Here is an 18,176-nt window from a genome sequence, read left to right as displayed (position 1 = left end):
CATTCCATCCCACCGACCGGATCCACCATGAACAAACGCGACTTTCTGCGCACCTCTGCTGCCTTCCTGCTGCCTGCTGCGGCCGGCACCTTCTCCGCCCTGGCCACGGCCGCCACCACCACCCCGGCCCTGATCCGCGTGGGCGTGCGCGGCGGTGTGGACGAGGAAATCTGGGAGGTGGTGACCAAGGTCGCCAAGGAACGCGGCCTGAACGTCAAGCCCGTGGTGCTCAGCGGCTCGGTCAGCCCCAACGAAGGCGTGCACAACGGCGATCTGGAAGCCAACTCCTTCCAGCACCAGCCCTTCCTGCGCGACCAGAACCAGCAGCGCGGCTACCAGCTGGTATCGGCAGGTGACACCTACATCTCCCCCATTGCCTTCTATTCCCGCAAGTACAAGCGCCTAGCCGACCTGCCTGCCGGCGCGCGCGTGGGCATCCCCAACGACCCGAGTAACCAGACCCGCGCCCTGGTGGTGCTGCGCGACCAGGGCGTGCTGGACCTCAAGCCTGGCTTCGACCCTTTCACCGGCACCGCCTCCCTGGCCGACGTGACCGCGCTGCGCCAGAAGGTGGAGCTGGTGGAAGTGGCCTCGGTGGTGCTGGCCCGTTCGCTGGATGACCTGGCCGCCGCCGCCATCGTCAACAGCTTTGCCTACCAGGCGGGGTTGGTCGCCACCCGCGACGGCATTGCCGTGGAAAAGCGCGAGCGCAACCCCTACACCAACCTCATTGCCGTGCGCGCCAAGGACCAGGACACCCCCTGGGCCAAACAGCTGGTGGCCGCCTACCAGTCCGAACCGGTGCGCCAGTTCATCCTGCAGAAATACCAGGGCTCGGTGATTCCCGCGTTCTGAGAGAGCCATCCATGATTCATTTTTCCCCAACTTCGCGCCGCGGCGCACTGGCCGCCCTGCTGGGCACAGGCGCCGCTGCCTTGCTGCAACTCCCTTCCGCCCAGGCGGCCCAGCGCGTGCGCGTGGGCATCCGTGGCGGCATCGGTGAAGAGCTGTGGGCCGAAGTGGCCAAGGCCGCCAAGGCCAAGGGCCTTGATGTGCAGCTGGTCGTTCTGGGCGGCGCGGTCAGCCCCAACGAGGCGCTGAACAACGGCGACCTGGAAGCCAACGCCTTCCAGCACCTGCCCTTTCTGCAAGACCAGGTGCGCCAGCGCGGCTACCAGATCGTCTCCGCAGGCAACACGCTGATTGCCCCGATCGCCTTCTACTCCAACAAGCACAAGCGCCTGCAGGATCTGCCGGCCAAGGCCCGGGTGGGCATTCCCAATGACCCCAGCAACCAGACCCGCGCCCTGGTCATCCTGCGCGACCAGGGGCTGATCAAGCTGCGCGACGGGTTCGACCCCTTCTCCGGCACCGCAGGGCTGGCAGACGTCACCGCCAACCCTCGCCAGCTGCAGCTGGTGGAAGCCGCCTCCAACGTCCTGGCCCGCTCGGTGCCCGATCTGGACGCCGCCGCCGTCATCAACACCTTTGCCTACCAGGTCGGCCTGATCGCCACCCGCGACGGCATCGCTGTGGAAAAGCGCGAGCACAACCCCTACGTCAACATCATTGCCGTGCGCAGCAAGGACCAGGACGCGCCCTGGGTCAAGGCCCTGGTGGCATCCTTCCAGACCGAAGCCATCCGCCGCTTCATCGAAACCAAGTACGAAGGCACGCTGATTCCGGCGTTCTGAGCGACTGCATGACCACCCTCCCTCCTCCGGTGCAACTGGCACCGCACATCGTGTTCGACGGCGTGGGCAAGTCCTACGCCGGCCGCAGCAGCCAGGTCCAGGCGCTGTCGGCGGTGAACTTTGACATCCACCATGGCGAGGTCTTCGGCATCATCGGCCGCAGCGGCGCCGGCAAATCCACGCTGCTGCGCACCATCAATGCGCTCGAGACCCCTTCCGAAGGCCGGGTGCAGATCCACGGCGTGGACCCGGCGCAGCTGGACGAAAACGCCCTGGTCGCGCTGCGCCGGCGCATCGGCATGATCTTTCAGCACTTCAACCTGCTGTCCGCCAAGACCGTGCGCGAAAACGTGGCCCTGCCGCTGCGTGTGGCCGGTGAACGCCCGGCCATCATCAAGGCCCGGGTGGACGAACTGCTGGCCCTGGTCGGCCTGTCGGACAAGGGCCAGGCCTACCCGGCACAGCTGTCCGGCGGCCAGAAGCAGCGTGTCGGCATTGCCCGTGCCCTGGTGCACGGGCCCGAAGTGCTGCTGTGCGACGAAGCCACCAGCGCGCTGGACCCGGAAACCACACAGTCCATCCTGTCCCTGCTGCGCGACATCAACCGCCAGCTGCGCCTGACGGTGGTGCTGATCACCCACGACATGGCGGTGATCCGCGCCATCTGCGACCGTGTGCTGGTGCTGGACCAGGGCCAGGTGCAGGAAATCGGCGAGGTCTGGCGCGTCTTCGGCGCACCGCAGGCCGCCGCCACGCAAGCGCTGCTGCAGCCGCTGCAGCAAGGCCTGCCCCCCGATCTGGCCCGCCAGCTGCTGCCCCAACCCAGCAGCAGCGCCGACCGCGCCGTGCTCAGCCTGCGCTTTGCCGGTGCACAGCGCCCCCAAGGCCTGCCGCTGCAGGCCCTGGCCGCATTGGGCAGCCAGGCCACCTTGCTGCATGGCGGGCTGGACCGGTTGCGCGGCCATTCACTGGGCCAGTTGCTGGTGTCCACACCAGCCACCGGCCTGCCTTCCCTTGATGCATTGCGCCACTCCACCGGCGCCGACCACCTGGAGCTGCTGGGCTATGTCCGCGCCGATTGACAAATACCTGCAGGCTTTTGCCGAAACCCTGTTGATGGTGGCCACCTCCTCGCTGATCGCCATCGGCCTGGGGCTGCTGCTGGCCATCGTGCTCACCATCACCGGCCCGCGTGGCCTGTACACCCGGCCGCGCTTTTACAAAGGGCTGTCGGTGACGGTGAACATCTTCCGTGCCATTCCCTTCATCATTCTGCTGGTGGCCTTGCTGCCGGTCACCCGCAGCATCGTCGGCACCACCCTGGGCACCTGGGCGGCCGTGGTGCCGCTGTCGGTCAACCTGATCCCCTTCTATGCCCGCATCGCCCAGGTCAGCCTGAACGATGTGGATCCAGGTCTGGTGGAAGCCGCACGCGCCATGGGCTGCAAGCGCTGGCACATCGTGCGCCATGTGCTGCTGCCCGAAGCCCTGCCCGGCATCATCGGAGGGATGACGGTGAGCGTGATCGCCATGGTCAACGCCTCGGCCATGGCCGGCGCCGTGGGCGCGGGCGGCCTGGGCGACCTGGCCATCCGCTACGGCTACGAACGCTATGAAACCCGGGTGATGTTCGAAGTCATCGTGATCCTGGTGGCCCTGGTGTCCATCGTGCAGTTCGCCGGCGAAACCCTGTCGCGCAAGGTCAACCACCGGCATTGACACCGCGGCCGCCGAGGCGGCCCGACATCCCACCGCCAGCGACCCCGGCCATTTGTGGCACGGGTCGCTGGCGGTTTCACATGGGCGCCCGCACGACCGGCCTTGTCCTGCACACGGCCCCATCCTCAGGCGCTGCATTGCCAATCACCCACGACAGAGCACCCAGCACAAACAGCACTGCAGGCATATTCAGTAATCTAAATATCTTTAGGTAATTAAAAAGTAATAAAACATTTATTGTATTTATAAGAGTCTTTTTTTATAGTGAATGCCATACCCACTTTCTTCCCGGGCGAGGCATTGATGAGCGCCACTGACCTACTCCAGCGCACGGTATTTCCCTGTCCCTGACGGGCTCCTTGACCGCCCCGTCAGACCCCACGGGTTTCTGCCATCGGTAGGCCCAGCAAACGCTGGCCCCGCTTCCCCTTCCCTTTGAATACACCAGGCTTGTTGCAACCCGGCAGATCGTCCCGGGCCGCAAGGGCTTCGCACGCACATGATCATCACCTCGGTCAACCATATCCATTTTCAGTTTCCGGCCCATTCGAAGGAAGCCATCCGCTTTTTCTATGCCACGGTGCTGGGCGCCCACGAACTGCATTCCCCCGAAACCAAGCAGCTGCTGCAGTTCGAGATGGGCGAGCAGCGCCTGTGCTTCACACCGGAAACCGGGGCCACGGGCCGCAAACCCTCGCAGCATGTGGCGTTCAACGTGCAAGGCATTGGCGATCTGAAGCAGCGCCTGCATGCCTTTGACCTGGCCTTCATCGAAAGCCACCCCGACCAGCCGGCGCAGCAGATCTACATCAAAGACCCAGCCGGCAACCAGCTGGAGTTTCTGGAACCCGCCCACTGAGAAACCATTACAGACCGTGGAGCCCTCACCATGAATTTCCAGCAACTGCGCTCCATCCGTGAAGCCGCCCGCAACAACTACAACCTGACGGAAGTGGCATCCGTGCTGTTCACCTCCCAGCCGGCCATCAGCCGGCAGATCCGTGAACTGGAAGAAGAGCTCGGGGTCGAGATATTCACCCGCGCCGGAAAACGGCTGACCGGGCTGACCACGCCCGGCAAGACCCTGCTGCCCATCATCGACCGCCTGCTGCTGGAGGCCGGCAACCTCAAGAACGCGGGCAAGGACTTCAAGGAAAAGGACACCGGCGTCTTCTACGTCGCGGCCACCCACTCCCAGGCCCGCTATGCCCTGCCTGCCGTGGTGCGGGACTTCCGCCAGATCTACCCCGGCGTCACGCTGCACCTGCGCCAGGGCTCTCCCCAGCAGATTGCCGACATGCTGCTGACCGGGGAAGCCGACATCGGCGTGGCCACCGAAGCCCTGGCCGATTACGAGCAACTGGTCACCCTACCCGGCTACCGCTGGTCCCACAGCGTGATCGTCCCGCCCGATCACCCTTTGCTGCAGCAGAGCACGCCGATTTCGCTGGAGGATCTGGCCCGCCACCCCATCATCACCTACGAGCATGGCTTCACCGGGCGCGCCCACATTGACGAGGCCTTTGCACGCGAAGGCCTGGCGCCGGAGGTGGTGTTGACTGCCATGGATGCCGACGTGATCAAGACCTATGTGGAGCTGGGCATGGGCATCGGCATCGTGGCTTCCATCGCATTCGACCCCGAACGGGACCGGCTGCTGCGCGCCATCGATGCCCGCCACCTGTTCGAGATCAACCTCACCCGCATTGCCGTGCGCCGGGGCATCTGGCTGCGCGACTATGCCTACCACTTCATCGAAAGCTTTGTGCCCACGCTGACGCCGGATGTGGTGCGCCAGAAGCTGAACGAAGACAGCGACGGCTGAAACCCTGTCCCTCCCTCCTCAAAAAAGCAGTCCTGCACCGCGGCAGGACTGCTTTTTTTCATCCGCAGTCAATGCGACCGTGGTTGCGGTACGTGGGCCGCGTTCAGCGCCCGCCGTGCACCCGCCCACCCTGGACATAGCCCAGCGGCTCGGCATCCATGCGCCGCAGAATACGGGTCAAGCCGTCCTCTTCGGTCTGCCCCCGGGCAGCGGCCGGCGCATCCGTGGTGCGGCACAGCAGATCGTCATCGCTCCAACTTTCCGTGCCCCGGCCGTTGCGCGCCCGCAGCCAACCGGCCTTGTCCGCCAGCAACTGCACCTCGCGCACGGATTCGCCCGCATTGATCCAGCCCAGTGCCTGCAACGCGGTCGCCCCCGAGGTAACGGCGCAATCCACATGGTCTGGAAGGTGCGCAGCATCCTGCCCCGGCTGGGGCAGCCACAGCGTCACCATGCGCGGGTCCGGCGCCACATCCTGCACGCGGGCGCTGCTGACCACCCGCAGGCGCTGGCCCTGCCAGTCGCGCACCTGCAGCTTGTCCGGGCGGTGGCAGCGCAACGGCATGTCGGGCAAGGCAATGGGCTGGGCCCAACTGCCCGTGGCACGCAGCAGTTGTCCCGCCGCCTGGGCACGCAGAAAATGCAGCAACGCCCAGCTCTCGGGAACCGACAGCTGCGCGGCAAAGCCAGGCATGGTCGTGCGCCCCTGCGCATCCTGCATGCCATGGCGCACCGCCTGCAGCAGCTCTCCTTCCGCACGGCGCCACAGCAGCGGGCCGGAAAAACTGGGCGGCCAGACCGGCTGGTCTGCCGCATCCGGGCCCTGCCCGTTGCCCGCTTCGCCATGGCAGCGCAGGCACTGCCGCTGGTAGAGCGCCGCGCCCTGGACGATCGCCGCATCGGTAAAAGGCAGAGGGTTGCGGTGAAAACTGGTGGGCACCGCCGATGCCAGCACCACCTGGCGTTCCGGCCAGGGCGCCAGCACCAGGGCCAGCAAGGCGCCGGCCAGCAGCCAGGGCCGGCCGCGCCGCCACAGTACCGCGACGCCCACCAGCACCAGCACGGCGGCCACGGCCGCCAGACTCCAGACCAGCTGGCGTGCCTGGCCCAGGTCCTGCAGCAGGCGCTCGCCCGCCATGCGCTGTGCCCAGGGCCAGGCAGGCTGGCCGTCCACCTCGCCGCTCAGGCCCAGCGCATGCCACAGCTGCAGCAGGCCCACCTGGCACCGGTGCACCGCTTCCAACAGCCAGAACAGCCAGGGTGCGTCTGCAATCCGCTCAGGCATCAGGTCGCATCACCCAGTCCCAGATGGCGCAGCGCCTGCTGGCGCAGCTCCACAAAGCGTGGCTGCGTGCGGTGGCGCGGATAGGGCAGATCCACGGCCAGCTCGGCCACGGTGCGGGCCGGACGGTCGGAGAAGACCACCACCCGGTTGGCCAGGAACAAGGCCTCTTCCACATCGTGTGTCACCAGCAGCACCGAAAAGCCTGCGCGCTGCCATAGTTTCAGCAGCTCGGCCTGCATGGTCAGCCGGGTCAGCGAATCGAGCTTGCCCAGCGGCTCATCCAGGATCAGCAGTTGCGGCTCATTCACCAGGGCACGCGCCAGTGCGGCACGCTGGGCCATGCCGCCCGAGAGCTGGTGCGGGTAGCTGTCCGCAAACTCGGACAGCCCCACCAGTGCCAGCGCCTCGTCCACCCGGGCATGCTGTGCCTTGGGCACTTTGCGCGCCTGCAGCCCCAGGGCCACGTTGTCGCGCACCGTGCGCCAGGGAAACAAGGTCGGGTCCTGGAAGACCACGATGCGCGAAGGATCGGGCCGCGTGATGGGCTGGCCATCCTGCGTGATGTGGCCGCTGCGCGGTGGCTCCAGCCCGGCCACCAGGCGCAGCAGCGTGGACTTGCCGCAACCGCTGGGCCCCAGCAGGGCCACGAACTCGCCCGGCTGCACCTGCAGGCTGACATCGCTCAGCACCGGCAGCTGGGCAAACTGGTGCGACACCTGGGCGATATCGATGCGTGCCCCGGTCTGGGACTCCGGGTTCTCCAGCGCTTGCGCATTGCTGGCACTTGCATTTGCAGCGCTCACCATTTCACGGTTCCTTTCTGCCAGCCCAGCAGCCGGTCACGCACGGTGAACAGCAGGGTGATCAAGCCCGAGCACAACACCGCCATCACCAGCAGCGCGCCGTACATATTGGCGTAGGCCGCCCAGCCCTGGGCCCACTGCAGGTACCAGCCCAGGCCCGCTTTCACGCCCATCATCTCCGCCGTGATCAGCACCGAGAACGACGCGCCCAGCCCCATGAACAGTCCCACAAACACCTGGGGCAGCGCTGCCGGAATCGCCACGCGTAGCACCAGAAACCATTCCGATGCACCCAGGGTGCGGGCGACGTCGTAATAGCTCTTGCTGACATTGGCCACCCCGGACCAGGTCAGCACCGCCACCGGGAAGAAGGTGGCCAATGCCACTAGGAACACCGCGGCACTGTAGCTGCTGGGGGCAAAGAAGAATGCCAGTGGCAGCAGTGCCGATGCCGGAACCGGTCCCAGAAAGCGCAGCAAGGGATGGACCCAGTAGCCCGCAACGCGCGACCAGCCCACCCACACGCCGGTGACAAAACCCACCAGGCTGCCGATCACGATGCCGTGCACCAGCAGCCGCAGCGAATGCGCCACCGACAGCCCCAGCCGGGCGGAATCGTCCAGGTAGACCTCCAGCAGGCTTTGCGGCGGCGCAAAGAATGGCGGCGGCAGCACGCCCAGCTTGGCCGTCAGCACCTCCCACACTGCCAGCAGCGCCGGCGCAGCGATCAGCCAGGCACCCGCCGGCCGCAGCCAGCGCAGCACCCGGCCCGCGCGCTCGCCCGCCAGGGCCAGCGCGGCCAGCAGCACAGCCAGCGCGGCCGTGAGCACGGCAAACTCCGTGGTGTATGCCCAGTCGCTGAAGCCGATTTCCTTGTTGGGCCACCACCAGGTCAGCGCGCCCAGCAGCAGCCAGGCCAGGGCCGCCACCAGCCCCTGGCGCCAGACACCCTGCTCCGCCGAAGAAGGTGCCGGATCCGCAGCCACGGCGGTGGCCGTGGTCGAAGGTGCGGCCGTGGGCGTGGCGGGCTGCAGGATCGGCGCGCCGGCCTGCGGCGCCAGCTCCAGAAGTACGGTGGCGTCACTCATGACAGCACATCCTGGGTAATATGGCGCGCAAAGCGTGCCGGGTCGGTGCTCTTCTTCAGAATGCCGGCCGAACGGAAATCGGCTGCGAATTCACGCACCTCATCCTGCAGACGGCTGTTGTGCGGATGGTGCTTGTACGTCAGCTCCGCAATCAGGCGCTGCAGATCAGGCACCTCGAACTTGGGCGTGTACTTGGCGAAGATCTTGGCAGACTCGTTGGGGTTCTCGGCCACATAGTCCGATGCCTGCGCCAATGCACGCACCACCGCGGCAGCGCTCTTGCGGTCGTCGCGCACGAACTTGGCGCCCGCGCCCAGCACGCAGCAGATCTTCTCGGCATATTCCCCGGTGGCGCTGTTGCCCAGTTCGGTGAACACGCCGGGGTTGCGCTTTTCGATCAGGTAGAGATTCGGGTCGCCATCGGCAATGGCGTGGACCTCGCCCTTCTTCACCGCCACATCCAGCAGGTCGGCAGGGTAGACCCGCCACTCCACATCCTTGTCGATGTCCAGCCCCAGCTTGGCCAGGTGGATGCCGTAGAACTGCTTGGCCGGACTGTTCAGGTCGGCCACTCCGATCACCTTGCCCTTGAGCGACTTCACATCGCGCGTCACCCCGGCCGCATTGACCCCCACCAGGCGCAGGCAGCCGCCGTGCACGCTGCCCACGATCTTCACGTCCAGCCCGGCTTCCAGCGGCTTGACCCAGCGGTGGATCAGGCCCACCCCCACTTCGGCCTTGCCGGTTGCCAGCGCCTCCAGTAACTGGTCGGCAGAACCGCCCCAGTTCAGCACCTCCACCTGCAGGCCGTTCTTCTCGAACAGGCCGCGCTCCAGCGCAATCGGCACCGGCACCTGGCAGAAGCTGGCCTGGCTCCAGGCCAGGGTGATCTTGCGCGGCTGCGAATGCACCGCCAGCGGCAGCAGGCCTGCGGCACCGGCTGCACCAGCGGCCGCAGCCGCTCCCAGGAAATGGCGGCGGTTCCAGGGCGTGCCGTGCGCCGTGGGCAGAAATTCGTCCATGTGCTCCCTCCAGGAAACTGTGAAAAGTGGCAGCACGATAGGACGCCAGACCGCGCTGCGGCAACGAACGAAAGCGTGTATCCATATGCGCAAAACACCGCCGCGCCCAGGCGACGGCCGCACAGCAAAAAGCGCATATGCAAACACAAAAAGCTTCGTAGCCTTGCGGTGCAGGCTTGGCAGACCATGGCGGCATTCCAACGGAGCACACCATGAGCCTGAACGACTATCTGTCCCACAAACGCCGCGCCGTACTGGCTCGCCAGCAACGCATTGCCGACGGCAGTGCCCAGGCCACGTCCTTGCACGCCCATGTCTCGGCCGAAGGCCGCAGCGGCATCCGCCGCCTGCGCATCCGCGAGCACCAGGTCATCAGCGACAGCCCCTACGACTTTGCCGGCTTCAACCTGGGCCCCTCCTCGCCCGAGCTGCAACTGGGCGTGCTGGGCACCTGCGTGACGCACATCTTTGAAATCCAGGCTGCGCTGCTGCAGGTGCCGCTGGACAGCATCGAAGTGGATGTGCGCGGCACCATCGATCCGCGCGGCGGCCACCCCGGCCACGAGGCCACCCCCATCTGGCCGCACAACATCCAGTACGAAGTCCAGGTCGCCTCCAGCGCCTCGGATGCGCAGCTGAACGAGCTGTTCGCGGCGGTCGAGAAGAACTGCCCCATTCTGAACCTGCTGCGCAACCCGCAGCAGGTCGTGGGCACGCTGGTGCGCGCCCAGCCGGCCCCCCAGGCCGCAGCCCCTGCCGCCAAGGAGGCGCAGCCCGCATGAGCACCGCACCTGCCCAGGGCCGGCAGCCGCCAGCGCCTGTGCCAGCGCCCACACCCGCATGGCAGCCCGACACCGTCGTGCTGCACGCCGGCTATGACGGGTTGCAGCACCAGCGCAGCGCGGCCGTGCCCATCTACCAGACCACATCCTTTCTGTTTGAGGATGCGCAACACGGCGCCGAACTGTTCGACCTGGTGCAGGAAGGCCATATCTACGCCCGTACCGGCAACCCCACGCAAACCGTGCTGGAGCAGCGCATCGCCCGGCTCGAAGGCGGCACGGCCGCACTGGCCGTGGCCTCCGGCATGGCTGCCATCGACATCACCCTGGCCACGCTGGCCCGGGCCGGGGACCATGTGATCCTGGCCTCGGCCCTGTATGGCGGCTCCCACAACCTGGTCGTGCATGTGCTGCAAGGCCGCGGCATTGCCAGCACCGTGGTGGGCCGGGGCGACCACGACGCCCTGCGCGCGGCCTTCACGCCGCAGACCAAGGCAGTGTTTCTGGAATCCGTGGGCAACCCTTCCGGCGATGTCGCCGACATCGCCGCCATTGCCGCGCTGGCCCATGCCCAGGGCGTGGCCGTAGTGGTGGACAACACCAGCGCCACGCCCCTGCTGATCCGCCCGCTGGAGCATGGCGCCGATGTGGTGGTGCACTCGGCCACCAAGTACATCGGCGGCCACGGTACGGCCATGGGCGGGCTGATTGTGGATGGCGGCCGCTTCGACTGGCAGGCCCGGTCCGACCGCTACCCCCAGCTGACCCACCCCGATCCGGCCTTTCACCAGGTGGTGTTCACCGAACGCTATCCCGATGCCCCCCTGGTCGCCCGTGCACGCACCGTCATGCTGCGCAATGCCGGCGCCACGCTGGCGGCGCATTCGGCTTTCTTGCTGCTGCAAGGGCTGGAAACGCTGGCGCTGCGCATGGAACGCATCAGCAGCAACACCCGGGCCGTGCTGGACTTTCTGCAGACCCAACCCCAGGTGGCGCGCATCCACCACGTGGCCCACCCCGGCCATCCCGACCACGGCCATGCCACGCAGTACCTGCGCGGCAGCCTCGTGCCCGGGCTGCTGTCCCTGGAGCTGCACGGCGGCCGCCCCGCCGCCCAGCGCTTCTATGACGCGCTGCAGCTGTTTCTGCGCCTGGTCAACATCGGCGACAGCAAATCCCTGGCCGCCATCCCGGCGGAAACCACCCACCACCTGCTGCCCGATGCCGAGCTGGCACGGGTGGGCATTGCCCCGGGGCTGGTGCGCCTGTCCATCGGCATCGAACACCCGCACGACCTGCTGGCCGACCTGGGCCAGGCCTTGGGCCATGCGCAGACCGCCACGGCCTTGCCCGCCTCCACACCCGACCTTGAACTTCTCCAGGAGCCTTCATGAGCACCGTTGCACAAGCCCTTCGCCCCGCCACCACATCCCTGAATGCTGCCCAGGCCCTTTCCGCCCTGGACACCCCGCTGGACTCCCTGCCGGTCATCAACCTGGCCGAGCTGGGCGACTCCACCCGGCACACGCCCGCCCACGCCCGGCTGGCTCGGATTGCACGCGACATCGGTTTCTTCTATCTGGAAGGGCATGGCATTGCGCCCGAGCAGATCGAGCGGCTGGAAGCCGTGGCCCGCCAGTTCTTCGCCCTGCCCCCCGAGGTGAAGCAGCGCATTGCCATCCACCACTCCCGCCATTTCCGGGGCTACACCGGTGTGGGCGGTGAAATCACCCGCCTGCAGCCCGACCTGCGCGAACAGATCGACTTCGGCGAAGAGCTGGAGCCCGTGGCACAAGCCGCCGACACGCCCGCCTGGTGGGGCCTGCAAGGCCCCAACCAGTGGCCTGCCGAGCTGCCGCAGCTGCAAAGCGATATCCTGGCCTGGCTGGACACCACGCGCGATGTGGCCAAGCGCCTGCTGCAGGCCTTTCTGGTGGCACTGGAGCAGCCCGCCACGGCCCTGAACGCCCTGGTGGCACCGCCGCACAACAACCGCCTGAAGATCATCCACTACCCCGGCCAGGCCCAGGGCCAGTCCGACCAGGGCGTCGGAGCCCACAAGGATGGAGGCCTGCTCACCCTGCTGCTGCAGGACCAGGTGGGCGGGCTGCAGGTGCAGACCCCGCAAGGCTGGCTGGATGTGCCGCCCCGCAAGAACGCCTTTGTGGTGAACATCGGCGAAATGCTGGAGCTGGCCACCAACGGCTATCTGCGCGCCAATGTGCACCGCGTGCTGTCTCCCCGCTCGGGCGTCAGCCGCTACTCGATCGCGTATTTCTTCTCGCCCAGCCTGCACGCCCAGGAAGTGCCGCTGCTGGACCTGCCCTCCCATCTGGCGCAGCAGGCACGTGGCCCTGAGAGCGACCCGCTGAACCCCTTGTTCAGCCACATCGGCACCAATGCACTCAAGGGCCGGGTGCGCTCCCACCTGGATGTGGCGGAGAAGTTCTACCCGGCGCAATTTGCCCTGCTGGACAAGACAGCCAAGCCCAGCGCCTACTGAACCTTGTTCAGCAGGCTCTGTGTGATGTAGTGTTACCTGGCACGGTGCAGCGCTCTGCACACGCAAGCAACCCCGGGCGGCTGCGCCGCCCCCACGGTGAAGCGGGTGAACACCGCGAAAAAGGCCCTGGCTGTGTCCGCAGCCAGGGCCTTTGTCATGGCGGGCGACCCGCAGTATGGAGGCCGGCCCACCGACCCGCAGCCGCCGCTGTCGCCGTAGTCCGTGGTCACACCGCCACCGGCAACCAGCCTCCGGGGTTGCTCACTTGTCGGGGCCAGCCTGCAAGGCCTCCAGCTTCAGCAGATCATCCTGCACCCGCAGCGCCATGTCCGACCCGGGCTCCATCTGCGCCAGCAACGCCTGCCAATGCTGGCGGGCCAGGGCGATGTCCCCACGCCGCACCGCGGCACTGCCGGCCAGGGCCAGGGCCTTGGCCTGGGTCGGCTGCAGACGCAGGGCCTGCGCAATGGCAGCCCCCGCCTCCCCTTCCAGGCTGCCGCCGGCCGCCGAAGCCAAGGCATCGGCCTGGTCTGCCAGCAGCCGCGCCTGGGTGTCGGTATCCAGACCGCTGCGGCGTGCTTCCTCCAAGGCCTGCTGGTAGGCCTGGGCGGCATCGCCGTAGCGCTCCAGGGTTTCGTAGGAACGCGCCAGCATCAGCCAGCCGGGCAGATTCTGCGGCTCCTCCTGCAGCTTGTGGGCCAGGCTGGCCACCATGGCCTGCACCTGCCCCTCCCGGGCCATGTGGTCGCTTTCCTGCACCTGGCCCAGGCGCACCACCGCCTGCGGATCGCCCACCTGCGTATAGAGCAGCATCGCGCCCACAGGCACCAGCACCGCCAGCAGCAGGCCGCTGCCGCGCTGCAGCCACACACTGTGCCGGCGCAGGCCAGCCGGGGTGCGCCGCTCTAGCTCGGCCAGCAGGCGCGCCTGCAACTCATCCACCGCCTGGGCATGGTCTGCCGCACTCAGGCGCTCCCCCGCCCGTTCGCGCTCCAGCTCGGCCAGCTGGGTCTGGTACAGGCCGCGCAGCGCATCGTCGCTGCGTGGCAGCGATTCCGGTGCCACCTCCACCAGCAAGGCTGGCAGCAACACCCCCAAACTCAGCAGGATCAGGGCCAGCACGCCCACCCACAGCAGTTGCACATCGTTCATGGCTGCTCCTTCCCGTCGGACTGGTGCAGCCACGTCTGCACCTGCTGGCGCTGTGCGGCCGACAGCGTGGACGGTGGCGTCTGGCGCCGCCGCAACGTGCGGCGCAGCAGCAGCAGCCCCGCAATCACCACCACAAAGGGACCGCCCCATAGCAGCCAGGTGGACGGCTTCCAGGGCGGGTTGTAGCGCACGAAAGCGCCGTAGCGCTGCTCGAAGAAGGCCACCACCTCGGCATCGCTGCGGCCCTGCTCCATCTGTGCGCGGATTTCACGCCGCATGTCGGCCGCCATCGGGGCATGCGATTCGGCCACGGTCTGGTTCTGGCAGACCACGCAGCGCAGCTGCGCCGCCAGCGCCATTTCCCTGGCCTGCAAGGGCTCGGCCGGGTTGGCATGTCCCCCCAGGGCCACCAGCAACAGGCCACCACCCAGCACTGTGTGGAGCTTCATCGCACGGCCTCCAATACCGGTCGGATGCGGTCACGCCAGACCTCGGCCGTCACCGGCCCGGCATGGCGATAGCGCACCCGCCCCTGTCCATCGATCACAAACGTCTCGGGCACTCCCTGTATGCCCCAGTCCATGCCCACGCGCCCGTCCGCATCCACGGCCGATGCCTGGTAGGGATTGCCCGCCACGCGCAACAGCGCCTGGGCCTTGGCCGACTGGTCCTTGTAGTTCAGGCCATACACCGGCACCTGGTCAGCCTGTGACATGGCCTGCAGCACCGGCAGCTCCTGCCGGCACGGCGCACACCACGAGGCCCACACATTCAGCACCCAGGCCTGCCCGTGCAGCGCCTGCACGCTCAGCAACTGCTCCGGCTTGTCCAGCAGGGGGCGTTCAATGGCCGGCGCCGCCCGCTCCACCAGCGCAGACGGCACATCGCGCGGATTGCGCTGCAGCCCCAGGCCCAGCATCACCGCCAAGGCCAGGAAGGCCGCCAAGGGCAAGATGAACCGCATCAGGCGCTCCTTTCCTGCAGAGGCTGCAGCGCAGCCCGTGGCTCACGGCGCGGGGCCAGGCGGAAGCGCCGGTCCAGCAGGCTCAGGCCGGCGCCCAGCGCCATCATCAGGGTGCCCACCCAGATCCAGTCCATGAACGGCTTGATCTGCAGGCGCACCGTCCAGGCGCGGCCTTCGGGGTCCAGCGGTTCCCCCAGGGCCAGGAACACGTCTCGCGTCCAGCTGCTGTCGATGGCCGCCTGGCTCAGCGGCATGCTCTGGACGCGGAACACACGCTTTTCCGGGAACATCCGCCACGGCGTCTGTCCCTCGGTGTGCACACTGAACTGCGCACGCTGTGCGTCGTAGTTCGGTCCTTCGACAGCTGCCAGGCTGTCGAAGCGGAAGTGGTAGCCCGCCAGCTCCACCGACTCGCCCTGCGCCAGTGTGGTTTCCAGCTTGCGCTCCATGCCGTTGGCCAGGCTCACCGCCAGAATGAAAACGCCCACCCCGGTGTGCGCCGCCAGCATGCCCCACCAGCCCCAAGGCTGGCGCAGCACACGCTGCCACCCCTGGCCGCTGTCCACCCCTTGGCGCAGGCGCTGCACCGCATGGCCCGCGGTGCCCAGAATGCACCACAGCCCCAGGGCCATGCCCAGCAGCGTGGCGGCGGAGACCTGCGCACCCAGCCAGCCTTCGGCCAGCACCAGCACTGTGGTGCAGACCCCGGTCCACAGCACAGGCATGCGCAGGCGGACCCACAGCTCCCGCTCGGTGCTGTGCTTCCAGCGCGCCACCGTGCCCACGGCCATCAACAGCAGGGCCGGCAGCACCAGGGGCACGAACACGGCTTCAAAGTACGGCGGGCCCACCGAAATCTTCTCGCCGCTGAGCACATCCAGGGCCAGCGGATACAGCGTGCCGATCAGCACCGCCAGCGCGGCCGCGCTGAACAGCACGTTGTTCACCAGCAGCAGCGACTCGCGCGACAGCATGGCGAACCGGCCTTCACCCTGCCCCAGCGCCTGGGCCCGCCAGGCAAACAGCCACAGCGAAGTCCCCACCACGGCCACGATGAAGCACAGGATGTACAGCCCGCGCCCGGGATCGACGGCAAAGGCGTGCACCGAGGTCAGCACCCCCGAGCGCACCAGGAACGTGCCCAGCAGGCTCAACGAGAACGCCGAAATAGCCAACAAGGCCGACCAGCTGCGGAATGCGCCGCGCTGGTCCGTCACTATCAGCGAATGCAGCAGCGCGGTGCCCACCAGCCAGGGCATGAAGGAAGCGTTTTCCACCGGGTCCCAGAACCACCAGCCGCCCCAGCCCAGCACGTAGTACGCCCAGGCGCTGCCCAGCAGAATGCCCACGGTGAGAAAGCCCCAGGCGGCCAGCGTCCACGAGCGGGACCAGCGCGCCCAGGCAGCGCCCAGCTCTCCCGAAATCAGCGCCGCCAGCGCAAAGGCGAAAGGCACGGCAAAGCCCACATAGCCCATGTACAGCAGCGGCGGATGCAACACCATGCCGGGGTCCTGCAGCAGCGGATTCAGGTCCTTGCCTTCGGGTGCGCCAGGCACCAGCCGGGTAAAGGGGTTGGAGAGAAACAGCAGAAACAGCAGCAGGCCCACGCCGATCCAGGCCAGCACCGCCAGGACCCGGGCCACGAACGCCGGGGGCAGATGGCGGCTGCGCCACGCCACCACCCAGCTCCAGCAGGCCAGCAGCACCTGCCACAGCAGCATGGAGCCCTCGTGGCCGCCCCACATCGCGGTCAGCTTGTAGACGGCAGGCAGCGCGCTGTGCGAATTGCCCGCCACATACAGCACGGAAAAGTCATCCCGCCAGAAAGACCAGACCAGGCAGCCGGCCGACAGCAGGCTCAGCACGGCAAGCAGCATGGCAGCGGGCCGCGCCAGGCGCACCCAGCCCACCACGCCCCAGTGCGCACCGGCCAACGGCACCACGGCCTGGACCGCGGCCACTATCAACGCCAGCACCAGTGCGAACAGTCCCAGCTCCGGAATCATGGCAGCTCCTTGGCAGGCTGGGCCTGTTTCAACGCGTGCGCGGCTTCGGGAGGCATGTAGTTCTCATCGTGCTTGGCCAGCACTTCGCGGGCCTGAAACCCGCCACCCGCCTGCAGCTTGCCGGACACCACCACCCCCTTGCCCTCCCGGAACAGGTCCGGCAGCAGGCCACGGTACTGCACCGGCACGCGCTGTGCGCCATCCGTCACCATGAACCGCACCTGCAGCCCATCGGGGCTGCGCTGCAGCGAGCCGGACTCCACCAGCCCGCCCAGGCGAAAGGCGGCAGACGGCGGCGCCTCCCCGGCCAGTACCTGCGTGGGGCTGTAGAAGAACATCACATTGGCATTCAGTGCCCGCAACACCAGGGTCACCGCAGTGGCCACCAGCACCAGACCCGCCAGCACCCACAGCAGCCTTCTTTGACGTGGCTTCATTCCGGCAACTCCCCTTCGGTGTGTGCGGCCTGCCTGCGGCAGCGCCGCCACAGCGACCAGACTTCAGCCACCAGCAGCATGGCACTCACGCCGTAGGCCAGGGCAATAAAAAAAGCATGGTCCTGCATCACAGTTGCTCCTCGCCTGCGCGTTCCACAATCAGGCAACGGGTGCGCACCAGCGCCATGGCCAGGGTGTAGGCCCAGCAGGCCAGCGCCATCAGCAGCATGCCGGCCAGCATGGTGTGCGTCATGCTGGGCGCGGCATCCATGCGGATGGTGGCGCCCTGGTGCAGCGTGCTCCACCACTGCACCGAAAAATAGATGATGGGAACGTTGACCACGCCCGCCAGCAGCACGATGGCGCCGGCGCTGTCCGCGCGGCGCGGGTCCTCGATGGCGGACACCACGCCCAGATAGCCCAGGTACAGGAACAGCAGGATCAGCTCCGACGTGAGCCGGGCATCCCACACCCACCAGGCTCCCCAGGTGGGCTTGCCCCAGGCTGCTCCGGTCCACAGTGCGATGACCGTGAACACCGCGCCCGTCGGCGCCAGGGCCCGTGCCAGCAGCGGCGACAGGCGGGTGCCATAGACCAGACCCAGGGCCGCATGCAGGGCGGCCACCAGGTAGATGAACATCGACATCCAGGCCGCAGGCACATGCAGGAAGATGATGCGGTACACCTCGCCCTGCTGGTGGTCGGTGGGGGCCACCGCAAACCCCAGCCACAGACCGGCCACCGCCAGCACCACCGCCAGCACCGCCATCCAGGGCCAGACCCGGCCAGCCCAGTGATAGAAGACGGGGGGTGATGCCAGCTGGCGCCAGCGTCGGGGCACGGTGCGAGCCGAAGTTGCCACCGTCTGGGAGGAAACGGGGTTCAGGGTTTTCATG

20 protein-coding genes are annotated in these 18,176 nt (G+C 67.4%); 9 read left to right on the top strand and 11 right to left on the bottom strand.

The features are described 5' to 3' along the window. Positions 1 to 27 precede the first annotated feature (27 nt). The 6 genes from CT3_RS08655 to CT3_RS08630 all read left to right on the top strand — a co-directional run bounded on the left by CT3_RS08655 (position 28) and on the right by CT3_RS08630 (position 5,238). Positions 28 to 855, top strand: coding sequence for a MetQ/NlpA family ABC transporter substrate-binding protein (locus tag CT3_RS08655; RefSeq protein WP_045266294.1), 828 nt, complete (start codon positions 28 to 30; stop codon positions 853 to 855). Positions 856 to 866: 11 nt separating this feature from the next. Beyond that, positions 867 to 1,694 carry a MetQ/NlpA family ABC transporter substrate-binding protein gene (locus tag CT3_RS08650; RefSeq protein WP_066534896.1) on the top strand — a complete coding sequence of 276 codons (828 nt, stop codon included), beginning with the start codon at positions 867 to 869 and terminating at the stop codon, positions 1,692 to 1,694. A gap of 8 nt (positions 1,695 to 1,702) precedes the next feature. After that, positions 1,703 to 2,776, top strand: coding sequence for a methionine ABC transporter ATP-binding protein (locus CT3_RS08645; protein ID WP_066534903.1), 1,074 nt, complete (start codon positions 1,703 to 1,705; stop codon positions 2,774 to 2,776). After that, positions 2,760 to 3,413: a methionine ABC transporter permease gene (locus CT3_RS08640; protein WP_066534906.1), complete on the top strand. Its 654-nt coding sequence runs from the start codon at positions 2,760 to 2,762 to the stop codon at positions 3,411 to 3,413. Before CT3_RS08645 ends, CT3_RS08640 begins: the two co-directional genes overlap by 17 nt. Positions 3,414 to 3,912: 499 nt before the next feature. Then, a complete protein-coding gene (locus CT3_RS08635; RefSeq protein ID WP_066534908.1) occupies positions 3,913 to 4,272 on the top strand; it encodes a VOC family protein in 360 nt (119 codons plus the stop codon). A gap of 30 nt (positions 4,273 to 4,302) precedes the next feature. Further along, entirely contained in the window at positions 4,303 to 5,238 is a 936-nt protein-coding gene (locus tag CT3_RS08630) for a CysB family HTH-type transcriptional regulator (RefSeq protein WP_066534910.1), read from the top strand. A 103-nt stretch (positions 5,239 to 5,341) separates the two neighbouring features. On the opposite strand, the gene CT3_RS08625 is transcribed toward CT3_RS08630, so the two are convergent. From CT3_RS08625 to CT3_RS08610, 4 genes are read right to left on the bottom strand one after another with little or no spacing between them, the layout of a single operon-like run. Then, positions 5,342 to 6,523, bottom strand: a complete 1,182-nt coding sequence (locus CT3_RS08625; protein ID WP_066534912.1) for a c-type cytochrome — start codon at positions 6,521 to 6,523, stop codon at positions 5,342 to 5,344. Next, positions 6,523 to 7,329 (bottom strand): ABC transporter ATP-binding protein, encoded by an 807-nt coding sequence (locus CT3_RS08620; RefSeq protein ID WP_066534916.1) that lies wholly within the window; start codon positions 7,327 to 7,329, stop codon positions 6,523 to 6,525. The genes CT3_RS08625 and CT3_RS08620 overlap by 1 nt, the downstream gene beginning before the upstream one ends. Beyond that, complete coding sequence (locus CT3_RS08615; RefSeq protein WP_083520368.1) at positions 7,323 to 8,414, bottom strand: ABC transporter permease; 1,092 nt, start codon at positions 8,412 to 8,414, stop codon at positions 7,323 to 7,325. Before CT3_RS08615 ends, CT3_RS08620 begins: the two co-directional genes overlap by 7 nt. Further along, a complete protein-coding gene (locus CT3_RS08610) occupies positions 8,411 to 9,436 on the bottom strand; it encodes an ABC transporter substrate-binding protein (protein ID WP_066534918.1) in 1,026 nt (341 codons plus the stop codon). The genes CT3_RS08615 and CT3_RS08610 overlap by 4 nt, the downstream gene beginning before the upstream one ends. Positions 9,437 to 9,648: 212 nt before the next feature. Here CT3_RS08610 and CT3_RS08605 point away from each other — a divergent pair, with 212 nt between their 5' ends. From CT3_RS08605 to CT3_RS08595, 3 genes are read left to right on the top strand one after another with little or no spacing between them, the layout of a single operon-like run. Further along, positions 9,649 to 10,218: an OsmC family protein gene (locus CT3_RS08605; protein ID WP_066534920.1), complete on the top strand. Its 570-nt coding sequence runs from the start codon at positions 9,649 to 9,651 to the stop codon at positions 10,216 to 10,218. Then, positions 10,215 to 11,612, top strand: coding sequence for an O-acetylhomoserine aminocarboxypropyltransferase/cysteine synthase family protein (locus tag CT3_RS08600; RefSeq protein WP_083520369.1), 1,398 nt, complete (start codon positions 10,215 to 10,217; stop codon positions 11,610 to 11,612). The genes CT3_RS08605 and CT3_RS08600 overlap by 4 nt, the downstream gene beginning before the upstream one ends. Beyond that, positions 11,609 to 12,721, top strand: coding sequence for an isopenicillin N synthase family dioxygenase (locus CT3_RS08595; protein ID WP_066534921.1), 1,113 nt, complete (start codon positions 11,609 to 11,611; stop codon positions 12,719 to 12,721). The genes CT3_RS08600 and CT3_RS08595 overlap by 4 nt, the downstream gene beginning before the upstream one ends. Before the next feature lie 261 nt (positions 12,722 to 12,982). On the opposite strand, the gene ccmI is transcribed toward CT3_RS08595, so the two are convergent. Genes ccmI through ccmC form a run of 7 tightly spaced genes read right to left on the bottom strand, consistent with a single transcriptional unit; the run spans position 12,983 to position 18,175 of the window. Beyond that, on the bottom strand, positions 12,983 to 13,873 hold the full coding sequence (gene ccmI, locus CT3_RS08590; protein WP_066534922.1) for a c-type cytochrome biogenesis protein CcmI: 891 nt from the start codon (positions 13,871 to 13,873) through the stop codon (positions 12,983 to 12,985). Further along, positions 13,870 to 14,322 (bottom strand): cytochrome c-type biogenesis protein, encoded by a 453-nt coding sequence (locus CT3_RS08585; protein ID WP_066534925.1) that lies wholly within the window; start codon positions 14,320 to 14,322, stop codon positions 13,870 to 13,872. Before CT3_RS08585 ends, ccmI begins: the two co-directional genes overlap by 4 nt. Next, positions 14,319 to 14,837: a DsbE family thiol:disulfide interchange protein gene (locus tag CT3_RS08580; protein WP_066534928.1), complete on the bottom strand. Its 519-nt coding sequence runs from the start codon at positions 14,835 to 14,837 to the stop codon at positions 14,319 to 14,321. Before CT3_RS08580 ends, CT3_RS08585 begins: the two co-directional genes overlap by 4 nt. After that, positions 14,837 to 16,843 (bottom strand): heme lyase CcmF/NrfE family subunit, encoded by a 2,007-nt coding sequence (locus CT3_RS08575; protein WP_066534930.1) that lies wholly within the window; start codon positions 16,841 to 16,843, stop codon positions 14,837 to 14,839. Before CT3_RS08575 ends, CT3_RS08580 begins: the two co-directional genes overlap by 1 nt. Continuing rightward, a complete protein-coding gene (gene ccmE, locus CT3_RS08570) occupies positions 16,840 to 17,280 on the bottom strand; it encodes a cytochrome c maturation protein CcmE (RefSeq protein WP_098066119.1) in 441 nt (146 codons plus the stop codon). The genes CT3_RS08575 and ccmE overlap by 4 nt, the downstream gene beginning before the upstream one ends. Beyond that, on the bottom strand, positions 17,277 to 17,408 hold the full coding sequence (gene ccmD, locus CT3_RS08565; protein WP_083520371.1) for a heme exporter protein CcmD: 132 nt from the start codon (positions 17,406 to 17,408) through the stop codon (positions 17,277 to 17,279). The genes ccmE and ccmD overlap by 4 nt, the downstream gene beginning before the upstream one ends. Continuing rightward, positions 17,408 to 18,175 carry a heme ABC transporter permease CcmC gene (gene ccmC / locus CT3_RS08560; RefSeq protein ID WP_225608570.1) on the bottom strand — a complete coding sequence of 256 codons (768 nt, stop codon included), beginning with the start codon at positions 18,173 to 18,175 and terminating at the stop codon, positions 17,408 to 17,410. The genes ccmD and ccmC overlap by 1 nt, the downstream gene beginning before the upstream one ends. Position 18,176 lies beyond the last annotated feature (1 nt).

The sequence above is a fragment of the Comamonas terrigena NBRC 13299 genome, from assembly GCF_006740045.1.
GTDB classification, from domain to species: domain Bacteria; phylum Pseudomonadota; class Gammaproteobacteria; order Burkholderiales; family Burkholderiaceae_C; genus Comamonas; species Comamonas terrigena.
This window is presented reverse-complemented; position numbering and strand designations above follow the sequence as displayed.